The organism is Nannocystis exedens, from assembly GCF_002343915.1.
GTDB lineage: Bacteria > Myxococcota_A > Polyangia > Nannocystales > Nannocystaceae > Nannocystis > Nannocystis exedens.
Genome location: NZ_NETK01000001.1, coordinates 8,839,473 through 8,855,000, shown reverse-complemented (window position 1 = coordinate 8,855,000; position 15,528 = coordinate 8,839,473). Strand labels below are relative to the sequence as shown.

Here is a 15,528-nt window from a genome sequence, read left to right as displayed (position 1 = left end):
GCGCTCGGCGGCAGGCGTTCGCGGCGCATGGAGGGCCATGCACCACACCGCACTCGTCCTGTCACTCACGCTCGCCGCGGCGCCCGGAGCGGCGGAGAGCGCCCCGGAGTTGCTCCCGCCCGTTGTTGCCGAGGAGCTCTCCGCCACCCTGCTGGCGCCCGTCGTCCTCGAGGACGTTCGCGCTGACGTAGCCGACAGCGAGCTCGAGATCCGCTTCTATTTGCCGGAGGTCGGAGCAGTCTCGATGACCGTTCGTGCGGACGATGCGGGTGCCGGTGTGGGCCTCGTCAAGGTCGAGGACGCCATCGTGACGGAGGTCGACTTCGTCGACGGCGCTGTCGTCTCGCAGGCGAGTCACTTCGCCACCCTCAGTACGGAGCATGCCTTGGCCGTCGTCGCCAGCCTTCTGCAGGTCTGGCACGACAACGCCGTGACCGACGCGCTGGCCGACGACCGGGGCCTCAAGTGCTGGTGGGCCGGGCTCGCCGTCGCCGAGGCCGCTCGACGCTCTTCTCGCCGCTCCACCCGTCCTCTCGCCGCTCGGCGCCCCGCTCGTCGCCCCGACCGGCTTCCCCTCTCGGACGATCGCCTCGTCGCCCGACTCGTCCTTTCATCCCGCCGGAGCGGCTCCTCGGCCGTGATACCCTGCCCGACGTGAGCGACCTGACCTCGCATCCCGGCATCGTCCTCGTCCCGCGCGCGGCCCAGCGGCGCGTGCGATGGAAGAACGACGGCGGCTGGACCACCGAGCTGGCCGTGCGGCCCGAGGGCGCGAGCGAGTTCGACTGGCGGGTCAGCATCGCCGAGGTCGACGTCGACTGCACCTTCTCGCACTTCCCCGGCGTCGACCGCAGCATCCTCGTGCTCGCGGGCGCCGGCTTCGACCTCCACGTCGACGGCGAGGCGCCGGCGCACCTGCGGCTCGGCGGCCCCGCGCACGCCTTCTCCGGCGATCGCGGGGCGACCTGCACCCTCGTCGGCGGCCCGACCCGCGACTTCAACGTCATGACCCGCCGCGGCCGCGTCCGCCACGCCCTCACGCGCTCGCAGGCGCCGACTTCCGCCGAGCGCCGCCCCGGCCTGGTCTGGGTCGTCTACGTCGCCGGCGGCGAGACCACCGTCGCCGGCGTCAGCGCGGCCGCCGGCGACTGCTTAATTTTGGAACATGTCCCCGGGGACACCTCACCCGTCGCCCTCGCCGGCGACCTCGTCCTCGTCCGCCTCGAAATCCTGTGAGCCGGCCGCTCACCGCTTCGTCAGAAAGACCGAGCGGAGGCTGTGCTGGCTGTGCTGCGTCGAGTCGGGGTCGAACGCCAAGTTGTAGGCTCGCTCATCGCTGCCGCCCGCGTCGCCCTCCCTCGCATCTGCTCACGCCGCCCGACTCGCATGACTCGCCGCGGCACCCGCGTTGCGACGGCGCGCGCGGCCACGTATCCTCGCGGTCATGCGCGCCCCCCTCCTCGTCCTCACGCTCGCCGCCTGCAGCCGTCCGTCGGCCCCGGCCGGCACATCGCCGGAGCCGACGCCCGCCGCGACGCCCGCGCCCGCGGGCGCCGACGTGCTCGAGACCAGCGCCGGTCGGCTCGAGATCCACCCGGTCCACCACGGCACGCTGTACTTCACGATCGGCGACAAGGTCGTCTGGGTCGACCCGTGGTCCAAGGCCGACCTCACGGGGCCCAAGGCCGACCTCGTGCTCGTCACCGACATTCACCCCGATCACTTCGACGCCGCCGCGATCGCCACCGTGCGCAAGGACGACGCGCAGGTGGTCGCGCCGGCGGTGGTCGCCGAGAAGCTCGCCGGCGCGGTCGTCCTCGCCAACGGCGAGTCGCGCGACCTCGGGTTCGTCCGCGTCGAGGCGGTGCCGATGTACAACCTGAAGCGCGGCCCCGAGGAGGGCAAGCTGTTCCACGACAAGGGCCGCGGCAACGGCTACGTGCTGACGGTCGGCGACCGCCGCGTCTACCTCTCGGGCGACACCGAATGCACGCCGGAGATGAAGGCCCTGCGCGACATCGACGTGGCCTTCGTGTGCATGAACCTGCCCTACACGATGACCCCGGCCGAGGCCGCCGAGTGCGTGGCCGCCTTCAAGCCCAGGGTCCTCTACCCCTACCACTACCGCGACTCCGACCTCGACGAGCTCGACGCCGGCCTGGCCGGCATCGGCGTCGAGGTCCGCCGCCGCGACTGGTACTGACAGCATGTCCGTCACGTCTTGATCCTCTGCGACTGGATCAAGGCTCTGCAGGATACGGCTGAGCCAGCTTGCGCGAAAGCGCTCATGTGCTCTTGCAGAGCATGCCCACGCCGATCTCTGTCGACCTTCGGATCCGCATTGTTGAGGCCCGCGTACAGGACGGGCAGACCTACGAGCAACTCGCCGAGCGCTTCCACGTGGGACGGGCGACCGTCGATCGAGTGCTGCGCCTCCAGCGAGAGACCGGTTCGGTCGAGCCCAAGCCGCACGGGGGCGGAGTGGAGCGGCGGATCACGGCCCGGGAGCAAGATTTGATCGTGGAGCTGGTGCGGGCGCGGCCTGACGCGACGCTCGCCGAGTTGTGCTTCGCGCTGCAAGTACGGGCCGGGGTCCAGGTCAGTCGTTCCACCATGTGCCGCGAGCTTCAGGAGCTCGGCTTCACGAGGAAAAAAAATCGCTGGTTCCCCGAGAGCAGTGCACGGCCGCAGTCGTGGCGATGCGCGACGCCTTCGTCGCGCAGATGCAGTCCTGCGACCCCGAGCGCCTGATCTTCCTGGACGAGTCCGGCTCGCACATCTCGATGACCCGCGCTCGAGCGTGGGCACCGCGAGGAAAGCGTGCCCATGGCGTCGTGCCACGGAATCGCGGCCGTGTGACGACGATGCTCGGCGCGCTGTCGATCGACGGCATCGAGGCGATGATGACCGTCGAGGGCGGCACGACGGCCAAGGTCTTCCTCGAGTTCATCGACAAGCATCTGGCGCCGAAGCTCCGTCCGGGCGACATCGTGGTGATGGACAACCTCGGTGCCCATCACGCGACAGGCGTCCGTGAGCGCATCGAGGCGCGCGGCGCGACGGTCGTCTACCAGCCGCCGTACTCGCCCGACCTCAATCCCATCGAGCTCGCCTGGTCGAAGATCAAGACCGCCCTTCGCGGCCTCGGGGCCCGAACCGGCCCACTCCTCAAGGCCGCGATTTCCGCCGTTGCGGCTCTCGTCACCCCAACCGATGCGGCCGGTTGGTTCAAACACTGCGGCGTCAGCACGCCTCAAGGCGTATGAAACCTGCTGTGAGCCTCGCACCCAGACTCACGGCGCGGCGGCGTGTGCTGCTCGCCTGGGAGCATCAGACGAACTTCACCATGACTGTGTCGCCGCAGTCTCCATCCGGCTTGTGAACACCTTCAGGGGGAATGAAGATCTCCTGAGAGCTGGCGACGACGCGGGCGATCCACATCGTCACCTCCCGCATTGTGAGACAGCACGTCATCATGAAACCCTGAACTGGCAAGAACTCGCACTACCATGGTATACGAAACCAGACAGAAAGTCCGAGATATAGCTCTCTGCGATCAAGGCGACGACGCCAGGAACAGTATAGGCGAATCCGACGGCGAGCGGGTGTAAATATTCTCTCACCTCCCCGCCCACCACGAGTTGTCCCTGCTGTTTGTACTCAGCGACGGTGTGCCCCAGCGAATCTCGCAGGGTCGCATGAAACGTGACGTAGACCTCCACCGCCGAGTCGTTTCGGAACCAGAACGTATGGTTGCTCGCCAGCGGCGTGTTTGTTCCGACAAATGCAGCGACCGGGCAAACAGGAAGCGCGGTTGTAATTGCTTGCGACACGGGGTTCTCCTCCGACCAGTCATCGGGAGCCGATCCGGCGCGCGCACAGAGAAGGCGGCAAGCGCCGGACGATGAACGAGATTAGCGTCACTCGAGAGATGCGCAAGCGCGTACAGGACAGAGAGCACGCCGCCCACGGCGCCGCGATAACGACGCCGCGATGGCTCGTCCAGGGGCGCGAGCGTCGCGGCGGCGACGGGCGCACGCGACGCTCGCGGGCGAGGAGGCCATGATCCCGCGAGGCGACGTTCATGGAGGTGAGGGCGCCGCGCGTGGCGACAGGAGGAGCGCCGCGCAATTTAGCTCGCGGCGAGACTCTCGCCGAGAGACCGCAGATTCGCCCGGCACCAGGCTCGGAGGCCGAAGCCCGTATTCGACGAGGAGCGCTTGACAGGAATGGCGTTGCCATTCATCAGGTCTCCCTGGAGTCTGAACATGGCACAGCTCGGAATTGCGAACGACGACCAGCCGGCCCGGGCCTCCCAGAAGCTTTACCTCCGGGTCGGACCAACTGAGCTTATTTTCGCCACGCTGCGAATCGTGCAGGTAAATTGGCGCGTCACGCTCGAATGGGCTCCTGCCACGGCGCTCCAGGCGAGCGGCGCAAACGCGTCAATCGACGTGCCCAACGCCCCGTCGACGCCCCATTTCCTCCAAATCGAGCTTACGATGGTTTGCCGCGTAGCCGGATGGATCAACGGGGTCTACTTCCCGGATCAGACGTTCCCCGCGACCCCCAGTTCGATACGAATCGAGTGGTCGAACGCGGGGCTCACCGCTGAATGGATGGGAACATACCGCCAGGCAGCGGACAGGATCGTAGTCGAACCACTCTTCCTGGGCGTCACCTCGCCATAGGGTAATACCACGCGGTCCGCGACGGTACGACCGCGGCTGTCTCTCTCGCGTCCCTCGACCCGCATCTCGGGCCGAAACTGCTGCCAGGAAACATCGTCTCCTGCGACATGCCCTGGAGAACATCCCATCATTCGCACACCACGCCGTCGCCGTCGACGTCGCGATAATAAGCGTACTCGGCGTCGACCCCGCGGCGGTACGGCCCCGCCCCGTGGGCCCTGGCCTCCTTGCAGCTGCCGTAATTCGGGTCGACCCCGCGGGCGACAGTCTTGCGATTCGCCGGCGCCTCGGGCGACCTGTGGCGCTCCGCCGCCGTCACCGGCGCGTCGATCGGCCCGCCGCCCTCGGGCACGACCTCGTCGGGGCAGCCACGCAGCACCTTCTGCATCGCGTCGCGCTCGTCCTCGGTGACCGACAGCCCGTACTTCGCCTTGACGGCGATCTGGCGGGCCACGTAGGCGCACCGGTACTCGGGGTTCGGCGGCAGCCACAGCGCCGCGTTGCTGCCGCCCTTGGCGCGGTTGGCCGAGGCCGCGACCGCCAGCAGATTGAGCGGATCGTTGGCCAGCGCGATCCGGCGCGACGCCTGCCACTCCGCCGCGCCGGTCGCCCACGCGTCGGCGAGCGCGACCACGTGATCGATGTCGACCGCCGGCCCGCCGCCGCGCGCGAACGCGACGTGCTTCGCGGTGTACGGATCGGCGAGCGCGCCCGCCGTCACCACGCACGGGCGCTTGCCCGGCTCGAGCTGGACCTCCTGCAGATCGCGGCGCAGGATGTCGTCGCGGGTGTCGCAGCCGTTGCGGTCGACGTCGGACCACGCGTGCCCGAACTGCTCGCGCGCGTAGCCGGGCCGGGCCTTCTGCGGCCGCACCGGCAGCGAGGCCAAGAGCGGCACGGCCAGCCGCGTCCCTGCCGGCTCGCTCGCGTCCGCGGCGCGGTCGTCGGGGCGGGCCACCACCACCGCCGCGGGCAGGTGACCGGTGGGCGCCGCCGGTTCGCCGGGCACGCAGCCGAGGAGCAGCGGGACGACGAGCGCGGCGAGCGGGAGACGCGAGGGCGCGGGCACGGCGGCGACCCTCGCCGAGCCACGCCGGGCCGTCCAATTTTCGCCGCGGCGGCGCCGTCCCGCGGGGCAATCTCGCGCCATTGTCCGCGGCCGCGCGAATCATCGCACCACGTCACGGCCACCAATCGTGGCAGTCGTCGCCGCGATTGCGTCCCGTGCACCGCGACGCGAGCTCGCGTCCGCCGGCGCGTGCGAGCGCGTGGGCACCTCGCGGCGAACTGCGATAGACTGGCGGCGTGCACCGGCTGTTCGCGGCCCTGGCGCTGGAGCTGGCCCCCGCCGCGCCCGACGAGCTCCTGCGGTGGGACGCGCCGGCCGCGTGTCCGTCGCGGGAGGCGCTGGAGCGGGCCGTGGCGGCCGACCTGGGGCGCCCGCTGACGCCCGCCGACGCGGCAGCCGTGACCGCCCGCGCGACCGCGCGGCCCCGCCCCGACCGGCGCTGGCAGTTGGGGCTCATCCTCGAGCCGCGGGACGCCCCCGCCGTCGCTCGCACCGTCGTCGCCGAGCGCTGCGAATTGTTGGTCGAGGCCGCCGCATTGATGATCGCGGTGGCGATCGATCCGGAGCTGCTCGCCGGGCCCGCCGTCCCCGAAAATCCCGCCGGGCGCGCCGTCGGCGACATCCCGCTCGCGGTCCCCGTCGACCGCGACGCGCCGCCCCTCACGCCGCCAGGACCGTCCCCGGCCGCGTCCGCGAGCGCGCCCGCGTCCACGAACAGGCCCGCGAGCACACCCACGCCCGCGAGCTCGCCCGCGGCCACGAACGACCCCGCGCCTGCGAACAGGCCCCCGAACAGGCCCCCGCCTGCGAGCCCGACCACGCCCGGGCCCGGCTTGCGGGGCACCCTCGCCGTCGCCACCGGCCTCGACGTCGGCGCCCTGCCTCGGCCTGCGCCCGGCTTCATCGTCCGCCTCGGCCTGCTCGCCCGCCGCGTGCGCGCCGAGGTCGGCGCCGTCCACTGGCTCGAGCAATCGGTGCGCCTCGCCGGCACCGGCAGCGGCGGCGACCTGCGGCTCACCGCGGCGCAGCTGGCCGCGTGTCCGCGGCTGGCGCTGCGGCGCGTCGAGTTCCCGGTGTGCGCCGGCCTCGAGCTCGGGGCGATGCACGGCCGCGGCGTCGGCGTCACCACCCCCACCGTCGACCGCGTGGTCTGGCTGGCCGTGCTGGCCGACGCCCGCGTGCAGTGGGTCCCGGTCCCGCGCCTCGCGCTCGGCCTCCAGCTCGGCCTCGCCGCCCCGCTGCTGGCCGCGCGGTTTCGCCTGCGCGGCCAGGACCAGGACCTCCATCGGGCGGGGCCGGTCGCGTTCCGCGGGGTGTTTGCGATCGAGCTGCGTTTTCCCTGACAGATCGGCGGGCCTCGTTGCATGACGGGAGCATCCCTCCGGTCCTCGCCCCACCGGCCGCCCTCGGCGACCCCGCCCCGCGCGCCCACGACGGCCCCCACGCCGCCGCCCTGCCGGCCGTGGCCGAGCTGTTCCGCGAGCACTACGAGTTCGTGTGGCGCCTGACCGGCCGCCTCGGCGTGCCCGCGGCCGTGGTCGACGACGCCGTGCAGGACGTGTTCGTCGTCCTCCACCAGCGCCGCCACGAGTTCGCCGTCCGCGGCTCGGTGCGCGCCCTCCTCTACGGCATCACGCGACGGGTCGCCCGCCGCTACCGCGAGCGGGCCGCGCGGCACGTCGAGCTCGTCGACGACCCGCGCGAGCCTGCCGGCCCCGGCCTCGACGAGGAGCTCGCGCGCCGGCAGGCCGCCGCCGTGCTGCGCGACGCCCTCGCCGGCATCGACGAGGACAAGCGCATGGCCTTCGTGCTCGCCGACATCGAGGGCCTGCCGATGCCGGAGGTCGCCGAGTGCCTCGAGATCAACCTCAACACCGCCTATTCGCGGGTCCGGGTGGCCCGCCAGCTGCTGCAGCGAGCGATCGCCCGCCACCACGCCCGCGCGCTCCGGAGGGCCCCGTGATCGAACCACTCGACGACGAGCTGCGCCGCCTCGTCGGCGCCCTGCGCGAGGTCGACCGCCCCGGCGAGGCCGCTCGCGCGGCCACCTGGGCCGCCATCGACGCCCGGCTCGCCGAAGGCCCGGCCCCGCGCCGGCTCGCCCGGCTCTCGTGGCCGCTGGCCGCCATGGCCGCCGCGGTCGTGCTCGGCCTCGGCCTCGCCGCCGCGACCGCCTGGCGCGCGGCCGAAACAGCCAGCGTCGAGGCCGTCGACCTCCATTCCAGCGACGCGGCGCTGCACGCCGTCGAGCCCCGCCCGCTCCGCGAGGTCCAACCCTCCCGGTCCGCGCGCCCATCTCCGCAGGCCGTCTCCGGCGAATCCCCGCTCTCCAGTCAATCACCGCACCCCGCCCCCGGCGAATCCCCGCTCTCCGGCCCATCACCGCACCCCGCCTCCGGCAATTCTCTGTCCTCCGGACAATCACCGCACCCCGCCCCTGGCAATTCACCGCCCGCCGTACAATCATCGCACCCCGCCCTCGGCAAAATTCCGTCCTCCGACCCCTCACCGCACCCCGCCCCCGACAATTCCCCGCCCTCCGTACAATCACCGCACCCCGCCTCCGGCGAAATTTCGCCCTCCGCCCAATCACCGCAGCCCGCCTCCGGCGCCCCCCCGCCCTCCGGCTCCTCACCGCGGTCCGGATCTTCGCCACGCTCGCCCGACCTCCCCGCGTCCTCCGACGCCCCCGAATCACCGCAGGCCCCATCCTCCCACCTCCCGCCCGACGCCCGCGAATCCTCCGGCCCGACCCAATCATCGCCCGGCGCTCCGCCGACCAGCGGCCCGGCGCCCGCCGGCCCCTCTGCGCAATCGCGGCGACGCCCGCCGGACAGCCCCTCGCTGCGCCCCGAGGAGGTCGCCTCGTTCCAGCGCGCCCAGGCGGCCCTCGCCGCCGGCCGCCACGAGGAGGCCCTGGAGGCCCTCGACGCCCACGGCCGACGCTTCGCCGGCGGCGTCTTCGAGGAGGAGCGCCAGGTCTCGCGGGCCACCGCCCTGTGCAAGCTCGGCCGGGTCGACGCCGCCGCCGACGCGCGCCGTCGCTTCCTGCGCGAGCGCCCGGGCTCGCACCTCGCCGAGCGCATGCGCCAGATCTGCCGCGACGACGAATAGCATCACAGATCGATCGGCGAGCCTGCATCTCGAGCATCGACATGACTTTCTCATCGCGCCTGACCTCCAACCTCTTCCTCTCGACCTTGCTCGCCTTCGTCCTCGGCGCCTGCGATCAAGCGCCCGGCGACCTCGGCGAAATGACCGACGGCGACGAGGCCCTGTGCGGCGACGGCGTCGTCCAGCCCGGCGAGCAGTGCGACGACGGCAACGCCCAGGGCGGCGACGGTTGTACCGTCCATTGCACCGCCGAGGACGGCGCCGATCCGCTGTGCGGCGACGGCGTCCTCCAGCCCGGCGAGCAGTGCGACGACGGCAACCCCGTCGACGGCGACGGTTGTACCGCCCATTGCACCCTCGAAGCCCAGCCCGCCTGCGGCGACGGCGTCGTTCAACCCGGCGAGCAGTGCGACGACGGCAACCCCGTCGACGGCGACGGCTGCACCGCCCATTGCACCCTCGAATCCCCGCCGATCTGCGGCGACGGCGTCGTCCAGCCGCAGAACGGCGAGCAGTGCGACGACGGCAACGCCCAGGACGGCGACGGCTGCGCCACCACCTGCCTGCTCGAGGGCCAGGGCGTCTGCGGCGACGGCGTCCTCCACGACGGCGAGCAGTGCGACGACGGCAATGGTCAGGACGGCGACGGTTGCACCGCCAATTGCACCCTCGAGGGCCAGCCCCTGTGCGGCGACGGCATCGTCCAGCCCGGCGAACAGTGCGACGACGGCAACGCCGTCGACGGTGACGGCTGCGCCACCACTTGCCTGCTCGAGGGCCAGGGCATCTGCGGCGACGGCGTCCTCCACGACGGCGAGCAGTGCGACGACGGCAACTTCGTCGACGGCGACGGCTGCACCGCCAATTGCACCCTCGAGGGCCAGCCCGCCTGCGGCGACGGCGTCGTCCAGCCGCAGAACGGCGAGCAGTGCGACGACGGTAACGCCACCAATGGCGACGGCTGCACCATCACCTGCCAGCTCGAGGGCCAGCCCGCCTGCGGCGACGGCCTCGTCCAGCCCGGCGAGCAGTGCGACGACGGCAATGGTCAGGACGGCGACGGCTGCACCGCCAATTGCACCCTCGAGGGCCAGCCCGCCTGCGGCGACGGCATCCTCCAGCCCGGCGAGCAGTGCGACGACGGCAATGGTCAGGACGGCGACGGCTGCACCGCCAATTGCACCCTCGAGGGCCAGCCCCTGTGCGGCGACGGCATCGTCCAGCCGCAGAACGGCGAGCAGTGCGACGACGGCAACGCGGTCGACGGCGACGGCTGCGCCGTCACCTGCCTGCTCGAGGGCTGAGCCGGCGCCGGGCGCTCGCTGTCCAGTTAACTTTCCTCAAGGACCGACCGGCCGCGCGTGCTCGACAACGAGCGACGCGCGGTCGGTCGCCCATGAATCGCTCTTCAGGTGTACCTCATCGACCGGCGTGCTACCTCCGGTGCTCCCGTCACCGCGACGGTCACGCCCGCGGCCCGCCGTCGCCGATGGGCGCCGTTCCTCGCGACTTGAAATCACCGCACCGCCGCCGCTGCCACGAGTCCGTCGGTGATTCGCCGACGCTCGGCGCGCACCGGTGCGACAACCCGCCTCGCGGCTCAATTCGCGGACTTTCGACAATCACCGGACGACGTGCTTCACTGCCGTCATGCACACGCCTGGTGAGGATGGGGAGACGGCGGTCGCACACCGCGTGCCGTTCGCGCTCGTCGGCTTCGACCGCGAGCTGCGGGTCTCGCAGTGGAACGAGCGCGCCGAGCGGCTGTTCGGGCTCGCCGCCGCCGACGCCCGTGGCCGCCGCGTCGCCGAGCTGCTGCCGCTGGCCGGCGGCGACTGGCGCGACCTGTGGACCGAGCGCGACGACCTCCCCGCGGTACGGCTGGACCACGCCGACGGCCGCACCTTCGAATGGACCGTCGCCCCGGCGCGCCAGGGCGAGCGCGTCGTCGGCGTCGTCTGCTACGGCGCCGACGTCACCGCTCGGGCCGCCACCGCCCGCGAGGCCGAGCTCGAGCACGTCATGCTGCGCGTCCTCGTCGACAACCTCCCGCTGGTCGTCTGCGCCTACGCCCCCGACGGCACCTACCTCTACGTCGCCGGCCAGGGCCTCGCCGCCACCCCGATGACGGCCGAGCAGATGATCGGCAAAAACCCGCTCGAGCTGTTCGCCGACGATCCCGACACCGTGCAGTTCATCCGCCGCGGCCTCGAGGGCACCCCGACCCGCATGACGCTCGAGTCGTTCGGCCGCTGGTGGGACAGCTGGCACATCCCCGCCCCGCCCGGCCACCGCGCCGCCCTCGTCAGCATGTCGCTCGACGTCACCGAGTCGCACGCGCGAGAGCGCGAGCTGCGGGCCCGGCTCGAGCTGATCGAGCGCCAGCAGCGGGTCATCCGCGAGCTCTCGACCCCGATCATCGAGGTGTGGGACGGAGTGCTGGTGATGCCGCTCATCGGCCTCGTCGACAGCATGCGCACCTCCGAGATCATGGACAGCCTGCTGCAGAGCGTCGGCCGCCTGCGGGCCAGGTTCGCCATCCTCGACCTCACCGGCATCGAGGTCGTCGACACCACCACCGCCAACCACCTGATCGCGATGATCCGCGCGGTCCGCCTGCTCGGCGCGGAGGGCATCCTCACCGGCATCCACCCCGGCATCGCCCAGACGATCGTCACCCTCGGCGTCGACCTGCGCGGCTTCATCATTCACGCGACCCTGCGCCAGGCCCTGGGGCACTGCCTGGCGACGATGGACGGGCCGCGCCCTTCCGCCGGCAAGCCGTCCTAGCTAGCGGCGCGCCCACGAGCGCCCCGGCCCGCCGGGAGAGCCCGCTGCGCTCCGCACATGCGGGCGTTCGTCATCCATGTCTCCGCGCAGCGAAGTGCGCAGCAGGCGCCCAGCCGCCGCGTCAGGCCCGCGGGGACGGCCCGCCAGATGCACGACCGACCTCACGACGAGGCCGTCGAATTGTCGACCCCGGACTTTGGAATTTCGTCATCGACGACCCATTCGTCGCTATGGCCATTTTCCGAATCGCCGGCGTCCATGCATGCCGACGCCCGGATGTGCGAAGAAAGTACCTTGAAGACGACGACGATCACTCGTAGGTTGGGCGTCCGACACAGGAGTCACCATGATGTTGCGGAACGTGTGTGTGGTATCGGCGATGTTCCTGTTCGCCTGCGGCGAACCGGAGGTCGTCGACGGGGCGGAGCTCGAGGCGGTCAATCAGGAGATCGTGGACAACCTGCTCGCCGCGGGCTACCCGGAGAGCGAGATCGAGGTCGGCGACGACGGCGTGGTCATCGTCGGCGGCGACGCCGTCGTGACCCTCGGGGCCTCGCGGGAGATGATCGGCCTCGACGGCCACGACGACCACGCCGGAGACACGCGGTTCCGGCAGTACCGGACGACCAATTTGGTCGCCCCCGACGTCGCCGTCATCTGCATCGACGGCTCGGCCTACACCGGGACGATGAGCGCCGCGCTCGACAAGGCGATCGCCAACTACACCAACCTGAACCTGTCGTTCGACATGGTGCGGACGAACGGCTCCGACGCCGGCTGCGACGCCGAGATCGTCATGACCGCCAAGGGCGGCGCCGGCGGTTCGTCCGGGTTCCCGGAGGGCGGGCTGCCCTACCACACGGTCAACGTCGGCAAGTCGACGGCCAACTACGGCCTCGCGGTCGCCACGCACGTGATCACCCACGAGCTGGGCCACTGCATCGGCTTCCGTCACACCGATTACTACAACCGCGCGATCAGCTGCGGCACCGGCGGCAACGAGGGCGACGCCGGCGTCGGCGCGATCCACATCCCCGGCACCCCGACCGACGCCGTCCTCAACGGCTCCGTGATGAACTCGTGCTTCAATCAGGGTAGCACGGGCCAGTGGACGGCCAGCGACGTCACCGCGCTGAACGCCCTCTACTGACAACACGTCGACGCGGCCTCGCCCGCCGGCGCACCGACTTCGCGCCGGCGCGGAGTAGCGAGCCGCGTCAGAACGGCTCGAAGCAGTCGTAATTGCGCATCGTGGCGATCTGCCCGTCGCGCAGCTCGAGGAACAGCGCCTGGCGGGCGCGCATCTCGTAGCCGGCCGGCAGATCGCGGAGCGGGACCGCGAGCGTGCCCGCCCAGTCGACCTCGAGCACGACGCGATCGCCCTGGGCCATCGCGTCGACCAGGGTGTACCGCTGCGACCGCATCAACGCGGCCCCGCGGGCGGCGCTGGCGAGCACGGCCTCGCGGTCGCGCCGGACCCCCGCGGGGAACAGGCGGTTCGGCAGCTCGTGCTGGACCAGGTCGGGGTGGAAGAAGGCGGCGAGCGCCTCGCCGGTGGCGCCGGCCTCGACCGCCTGCAGGAAGCGGGTCGCCAGCGCGAGGTTGTCGGACTCTCGATCGGTCGGCTCAGTCATACAACCAAGGTTGCACAACGTTGGTTGTTAATCTACCCTTGTCGTCGTGACCGCGACCTCCCCCCCCGACCCCGCGCCGCGCGTGGACCCGCGCGCGCTCGACCTCGGTCACCTGGCGCTGTTCGTCGGCCTGGCGTTCGCCGACAGGGCCCAGGCCGAGCTCGCCGCGGCCGGCTTCGCCGAGCTCCGCTTCTCGCACGGCTTCGTCATCCAGCATTTGATCGGCGCCGACCGGACCATCGGCGAGCTGGCGACCCGCCTGCAGGTCACCCAGCAGGCCGCCTCCAAGGCGGTCGCCGAGCTCGAAGGCCTCGGCTACGTCGAGCGCTTCGCCGACGAGGCCGACGCCCGCGTCCGCCGCGTCCGCCTGTCCGCCCGCGGGCAAGCCGCCGTCGCCCGCAGCCGCAAGGCCCGCGCCGCCCTCCAGCGCCGCCTCGTCAGCCGCCACGGCGAGGACGCCCTCGCCGCCTGCCAGGCCGTCCTCGCCGACGTGCTGGACACGCTCGGCGGCGCCGATGCCGTGCGCGCCCGACGGGTCCTCGCGCCGCGCTGACGTCTCTCGCAGGTCGTCGGCCACGCTGCAGCCGCACCGGCTCCCGCTCCCGCGCCGCCGGAGCGTCCTCCGTCACATGTCCAGGACGACATGTCCGCTGCGCCATCTTCCGAGGCGCCGGCCGATCCACATAGGTTCAGGAGGACATGTCCTTGATGACATGTCCCATGCGCCATCGCCAGGGCGCCCCGCTCAAAAGAAGCGCATCGGCTCGGTGCGCGTCAGCGACTCGACCGGCACGTCGACCTCGTTTTCGTCGTTCGGGATGAACGCCGGCCGGTCGATGCAGAGGAAGCTCTGCTCGATGTCGGTGACGTTCTCGTAGCGGTGCGGGAACCCGCGCGGCCACGTGTGGGCGGTCCCGGCGGTCACCGGCGCGCCCTGGAGCAGCAGGCCGTCGCCGAGCACCAGCTCCGTCTCGTCGAGGTGGTGGTGCACGTGCGTCGGCAGCACCGTGTGCGGGTGGATCCGCTCGCGGTACACCCCGGACTCGCGGGTCTCGAACACCACGTCGACGTGGCCGAACGACTTTTTTTCGGTGACGAACGCGATGTCGCCGCGCCGGCGGTGGATCTCGAGCGTCGGCACCGCCGCGCCCGACAGCGCCACCAGCTTGGACAGCCGGACGTCGACCGCCTCGACCTGCGGCCGCGGCACGTCCGCGCTCGGCGGCAAGAGCAGCCACGCGGCGACCGCCTCGGCCGCGCTCTCGAGCAGGCGGAAGCGCGCCGCGACCATCACGAAGCGCAGCTCGCCGAGCAAGCGCGAGTAGTCGAGCGTGCTCGTCAACCGCCCGTCGCGGGCCGCCGCGCGCGAGTCGAAGTGCAGCGTGACGTCGAGGCGGACCGGCTGGGGCGTGTTGCGCTCGTAGCCGAACAGGCCGACGATGCAGTCGAAGCGCATGTCGTGCAGGGAGAGGCGATCGAGCGGGCGGGTCATGCTACCGACAATCCTCCGTCGACGCGCAGCGTCTGGCCGGTGACGTAGGGCGCCGTGGCGAGGAAGACCACGGCGCGGGCGATGTCTTCGGGCGAGCCCTCGCGGCGCAGCGGCGTGCGGCGGAGGATGTCCTGTCGCTGCTCGTCGGTCGTCTCGCCGGCCATCGCCACCGGGCCGGGCGCGACCGCGTTGACGCGGACCTGCGGGCCCAGCTCGAGCGCCCAGGCCCGCGTCAATTGCTCGAGCGCGGCCTTGCTGGCGAGGTAGTGCGAGAACGCGTGCGTGACCGTGTACGGGTGCGAGACGGCCATGTCGGTGATGTTGACGACGCAGCCGCTGGCCGCGCGCAGGGCCGGCAGCAGGGCCTGGGTCAGCAGGAACGGCGCGCGCAGGTTGACGGCCAGCATCGCCTCGAGGCGCTCGCGCGTGATCGCCTCGAACGCGAGGTGCTCGTAGCGGGCGGCGTTGTTGACCAGCAGGTCGAGCGCCCCGCTCCGCTCGCGGACCTGCGCCGCCAGCTCGCCCGGGCCGTCGGGCGTGGCGAGGTCGGCGACCGCGACCGCAGCCTGCCGGCCGAGGTCGCGCAGCTCCTGCACCAGCGCCTCGGCCTCGGCGAGCGACCGGCGCGCGTGCACGACGACGTCGAAGCCGGCCGCGGCCAGCGCCTTCGAGGTCGCCGCGCCGAGGCGAACGGCGCCGCCTGTGACGAGCGCGAGAGGCACCGCGCTCCTATACACT

The 15,528-nt window shown here is 71.8% G+C and carries 18 protein-coding genes; 13 read left to right on the top strand and 5 right to left on the bottom strand.

The features are described 5' to 3' along the window. Positions 1-37 precede the first annotated feature (37 nt). From NAEX_RS51175 to NAEX_RS34730, 5 genes are all read left to right on the top strand, one after another. Entirely contained in the window at positions 38-658 is a 621-nt protein-coding gene (locus tag NAEX_RS51175; RefSeq protein ID WP_170136248.1) for a hypothetical protein, read from the top strand. Further along, positions 655-1,236 carry a HutD/Ves family protein gene (locus NAEX_RS34745; protein WP_170136247.1) on the top strand — a complete coding sequence of 194 codons (582 nt, stop codon included), beginning with the start codon at positions 655-657 and terminating at the stop codon, positions 1,234-1,236. The genes NAEX_RS51175 and NAEX_RS34745 overlap by 4 nt, the downstream gene beginning before the upstream one ends. 208 nt (positions 1,237-1,444) lie before the next feature. Further along, positions 1,445-2,203, top strand: coding sequence for an MBL fold metallo-hydrolase (locus NAEX_RS34740; RefSeq protein WP_096331771.1), 759 nt, complete (start codon positions 1,445-1,447; stop codon positions 2,201-2,203). Between the two features lie 101 nt (positions 2,204-2,304). Further along, positions 2,305-2,751 carry a helix-turn-helix domain-containing protein gene (locus tag NAEX_RS34735; RefSeq protein ID WP_143825521.1) on the top strand — a complete coding sequence of 149 codons (447 nt, stop codon included), beginning with the start codon at positions 2,305-2,307 and terminating at the stop codon, positions 2,749-2,751. After that, on the top strand, positions 2,661-3,266 hold the full coding sequence (locus NAEX_RS34730) for an IS630 family transposase (RefSeq protein WP_245913942.1): 606 nt from the start codon (positions 2,661-2,663) through the stop codon (positions 3,264-3,266). The genes NAEX_RS34735 and NAEX_RS34730 overlap by 91 nt, the downstream gene beginning before the upstream one ends. Positions 3,267-3,473: 207 nt before the next feature. Here NAEX_RS34730 and NAEX_RS48755 read toward each other — a convergent pair whose 3' ends face one another. Beyond that, a complete protein-coding gene (locus NAEX_RS48755; protein WP_143141019.1) occupies positions 3,474-3,833 on the bottom strand; it encodes a hypothetical protein in 360 nt (119 codons plus the stop codon). Positions 3,834-4,268: 435 nt separating this feature from the next. Between NAEX_RS48755 and NAEX_RS34725 the strand changes: the two genes are divergently transcribed. Continuing rightward, positions 4,269-4,691 (top strand): hypothetical protein, encoded by a 423-nt coding sequence (locus tag NAEX_RS34725; RefSeq protein ID WP_143141020.1) that lies wholly within the window; start codon positions 4,269-4,271, stop codon positions 4,689-4,691. Positions 4,692-4,818: 127 nt separating this feature from the next. On the opposite strand, the gene NAEX_RS34720 is transcribed toward NAEX_RS34725, so the two are convergent. Then, positions 4,819-5,760 (bottom strand): GmrSD restriction endonuclease domain-containing protein, encoded by a 942-nt coding sequence (locus NAEX_RS34720; RefSeq protein ID WP_211302527.1) that lies wholly within the window; start codon positions 5,758-5,760, stop codon positions 4,819-4,821. Positions 5,761-5,996: 236 nt separating this feature from the next. Between NAEX_RS34720 and NAEX_RS51170 the strand changes: the two genes are divergently transcribed. The 6 genes from NAEX_RS51170 to NAEX_RS34690 all read left to right on the top strand — a co-directional run bounded on the left by NAEX_RS51170 (position 5,997) and on the right by NAEX_RS34690 (position 12,814). After that, a complete protein-coding gene (locus NAEX_RS51170; RefSeq protein ID WP_170136246.1) occupies positions 5,997-7,103 on the top strand; it encodes a hypothetical protein in 1,107 nt (368 codons plus the stop codon). A gap of 17 nt (positions 7,104-7,120) precedes the next feature. Continuing rightward, a complete protein-coding gene (locus tag NAEX_RS51165) occupies positions 7,121-7,723 on the top strand; it encodes an RNA polymerase sigma factor (protein WP_170136245.1) in 603 nt (200 codons plus the stop codon). Beyond that, entirely contained in the window at positions 7,720-8,874 is a 1,155-nt protein-coding gene (locus NAEX_RS48750) for a hypothetical protein (protein WP_143141021.1), read from the top strand. The genes NAEX_RS51165 and NAEX_RS48750 overlap by 4 nt, the downstream gene beginning before the upstream one ends. 41 nt (positions 8,875-8,915) lie before the next feature. Then, on the top strand, positions 8,916-10,178 hold the full coding sequence (locus NAEX_RS34700; protein ID WP_096331765.1) for a DUF4215 domain-containing protein: 1,263 nt from the start codon (positions 8,916-8,918) through the stop codon (positions 10,176-10,178). A 346-nt stretch (positions 10,179-10,524) separates the two neighbouring features. Further along, the gene (locus NAEX_RS34695; protein WP_096331764.1) at positions 10,525-11,664 is read left to right on the top strand and encodes a PAS domain-containing protein; all 1,140 of its coding nucleotides are present in this window, start codon (positions 10,525-10,527) and stop codon (positions 11,662-11,664) included. A gap of 346 nt (positions 11,665-12,010) precedes the next feature. Next, the gene (locus NAEX_RS34690; protein ID WP_245913864.1) at positions 12,011-12,814 is read left to right on the top strand and encodes a M57 family metalloprotease; all 804 of its coding nucleotides are present in this window, start codon (positions 12,011-12,013) and stop codon (positions 12,812-12,814) included. A gap of 67 nt (positions 12,815-12,881) precedes the next feature. Here the strand turns inward: NAEX_RS34690 and NAEX_RS34685 are convergent, their stop codons facing one another. Beyond that, the gene (locus NAEX_RS34685; RefSeq protein WP_096331763.1) at positions 12,882-13,298 is read right to left on the bottom strand and encodes a nuclear transport factor 2 family protein; all 417 of its coding nucleotides are present in this window, start codon (positions 13,296-13,298) and stop codon (positions 12,882-12,884) included. Positions 13,299-13,344: 46 nt separating this feature from the next. On the opposite strand from NAEX_RS34685, the gene NAEX_RS34680 reads away from it, so the two are divergent. Continuing rightward, on the top strand, positions 13,345-13,851 hold the full coding sequence (locus NAEX_RS34680) for a MarR family winged helix-turn-helix transcriptional regulator (protein WP_245913863.1): 507 nt from the start codon (positions 13,345-13,347) through the stop codon (positions 13,849-13,851). Between the two features lie 192 nt (positions 13,852-14,043). On the opposite strand, the gene NAEX_RS34675 is transcribed toward NAEX_RS34680, so the two are convergent. Together NAEX_RS34675 and NAEX_RS34670 are read right to left on the bottom strand one after the other, a co-directional pair. Then, positions 14,044-14,790: a dihydroneopterin aldolase gene (locus NAEX_RS34675; protein WP_096331761.1), complete on the bottom strand. Its 747-nt coding sequence runs from the start codon at positions 14,788-14,790 to the stop codon at positions 14,044-14,046. Continuing rightward, complete coding sequence (locus NAEX_RS34670) at positions 14,787-15,512, bottom strand: SDR family oxidoreductase (protein ID WP_096331760.1); 726 nt, start codon at positions 15,510-15,512, stop codon at positions 14,787-14,789. Before NAEX_RS34670 ends, NAEX_RS34675 begins: the two co-directional genes overlap by 4 nt. Positions 15,513-15,528: the final 16 nt, after the last annotated feature.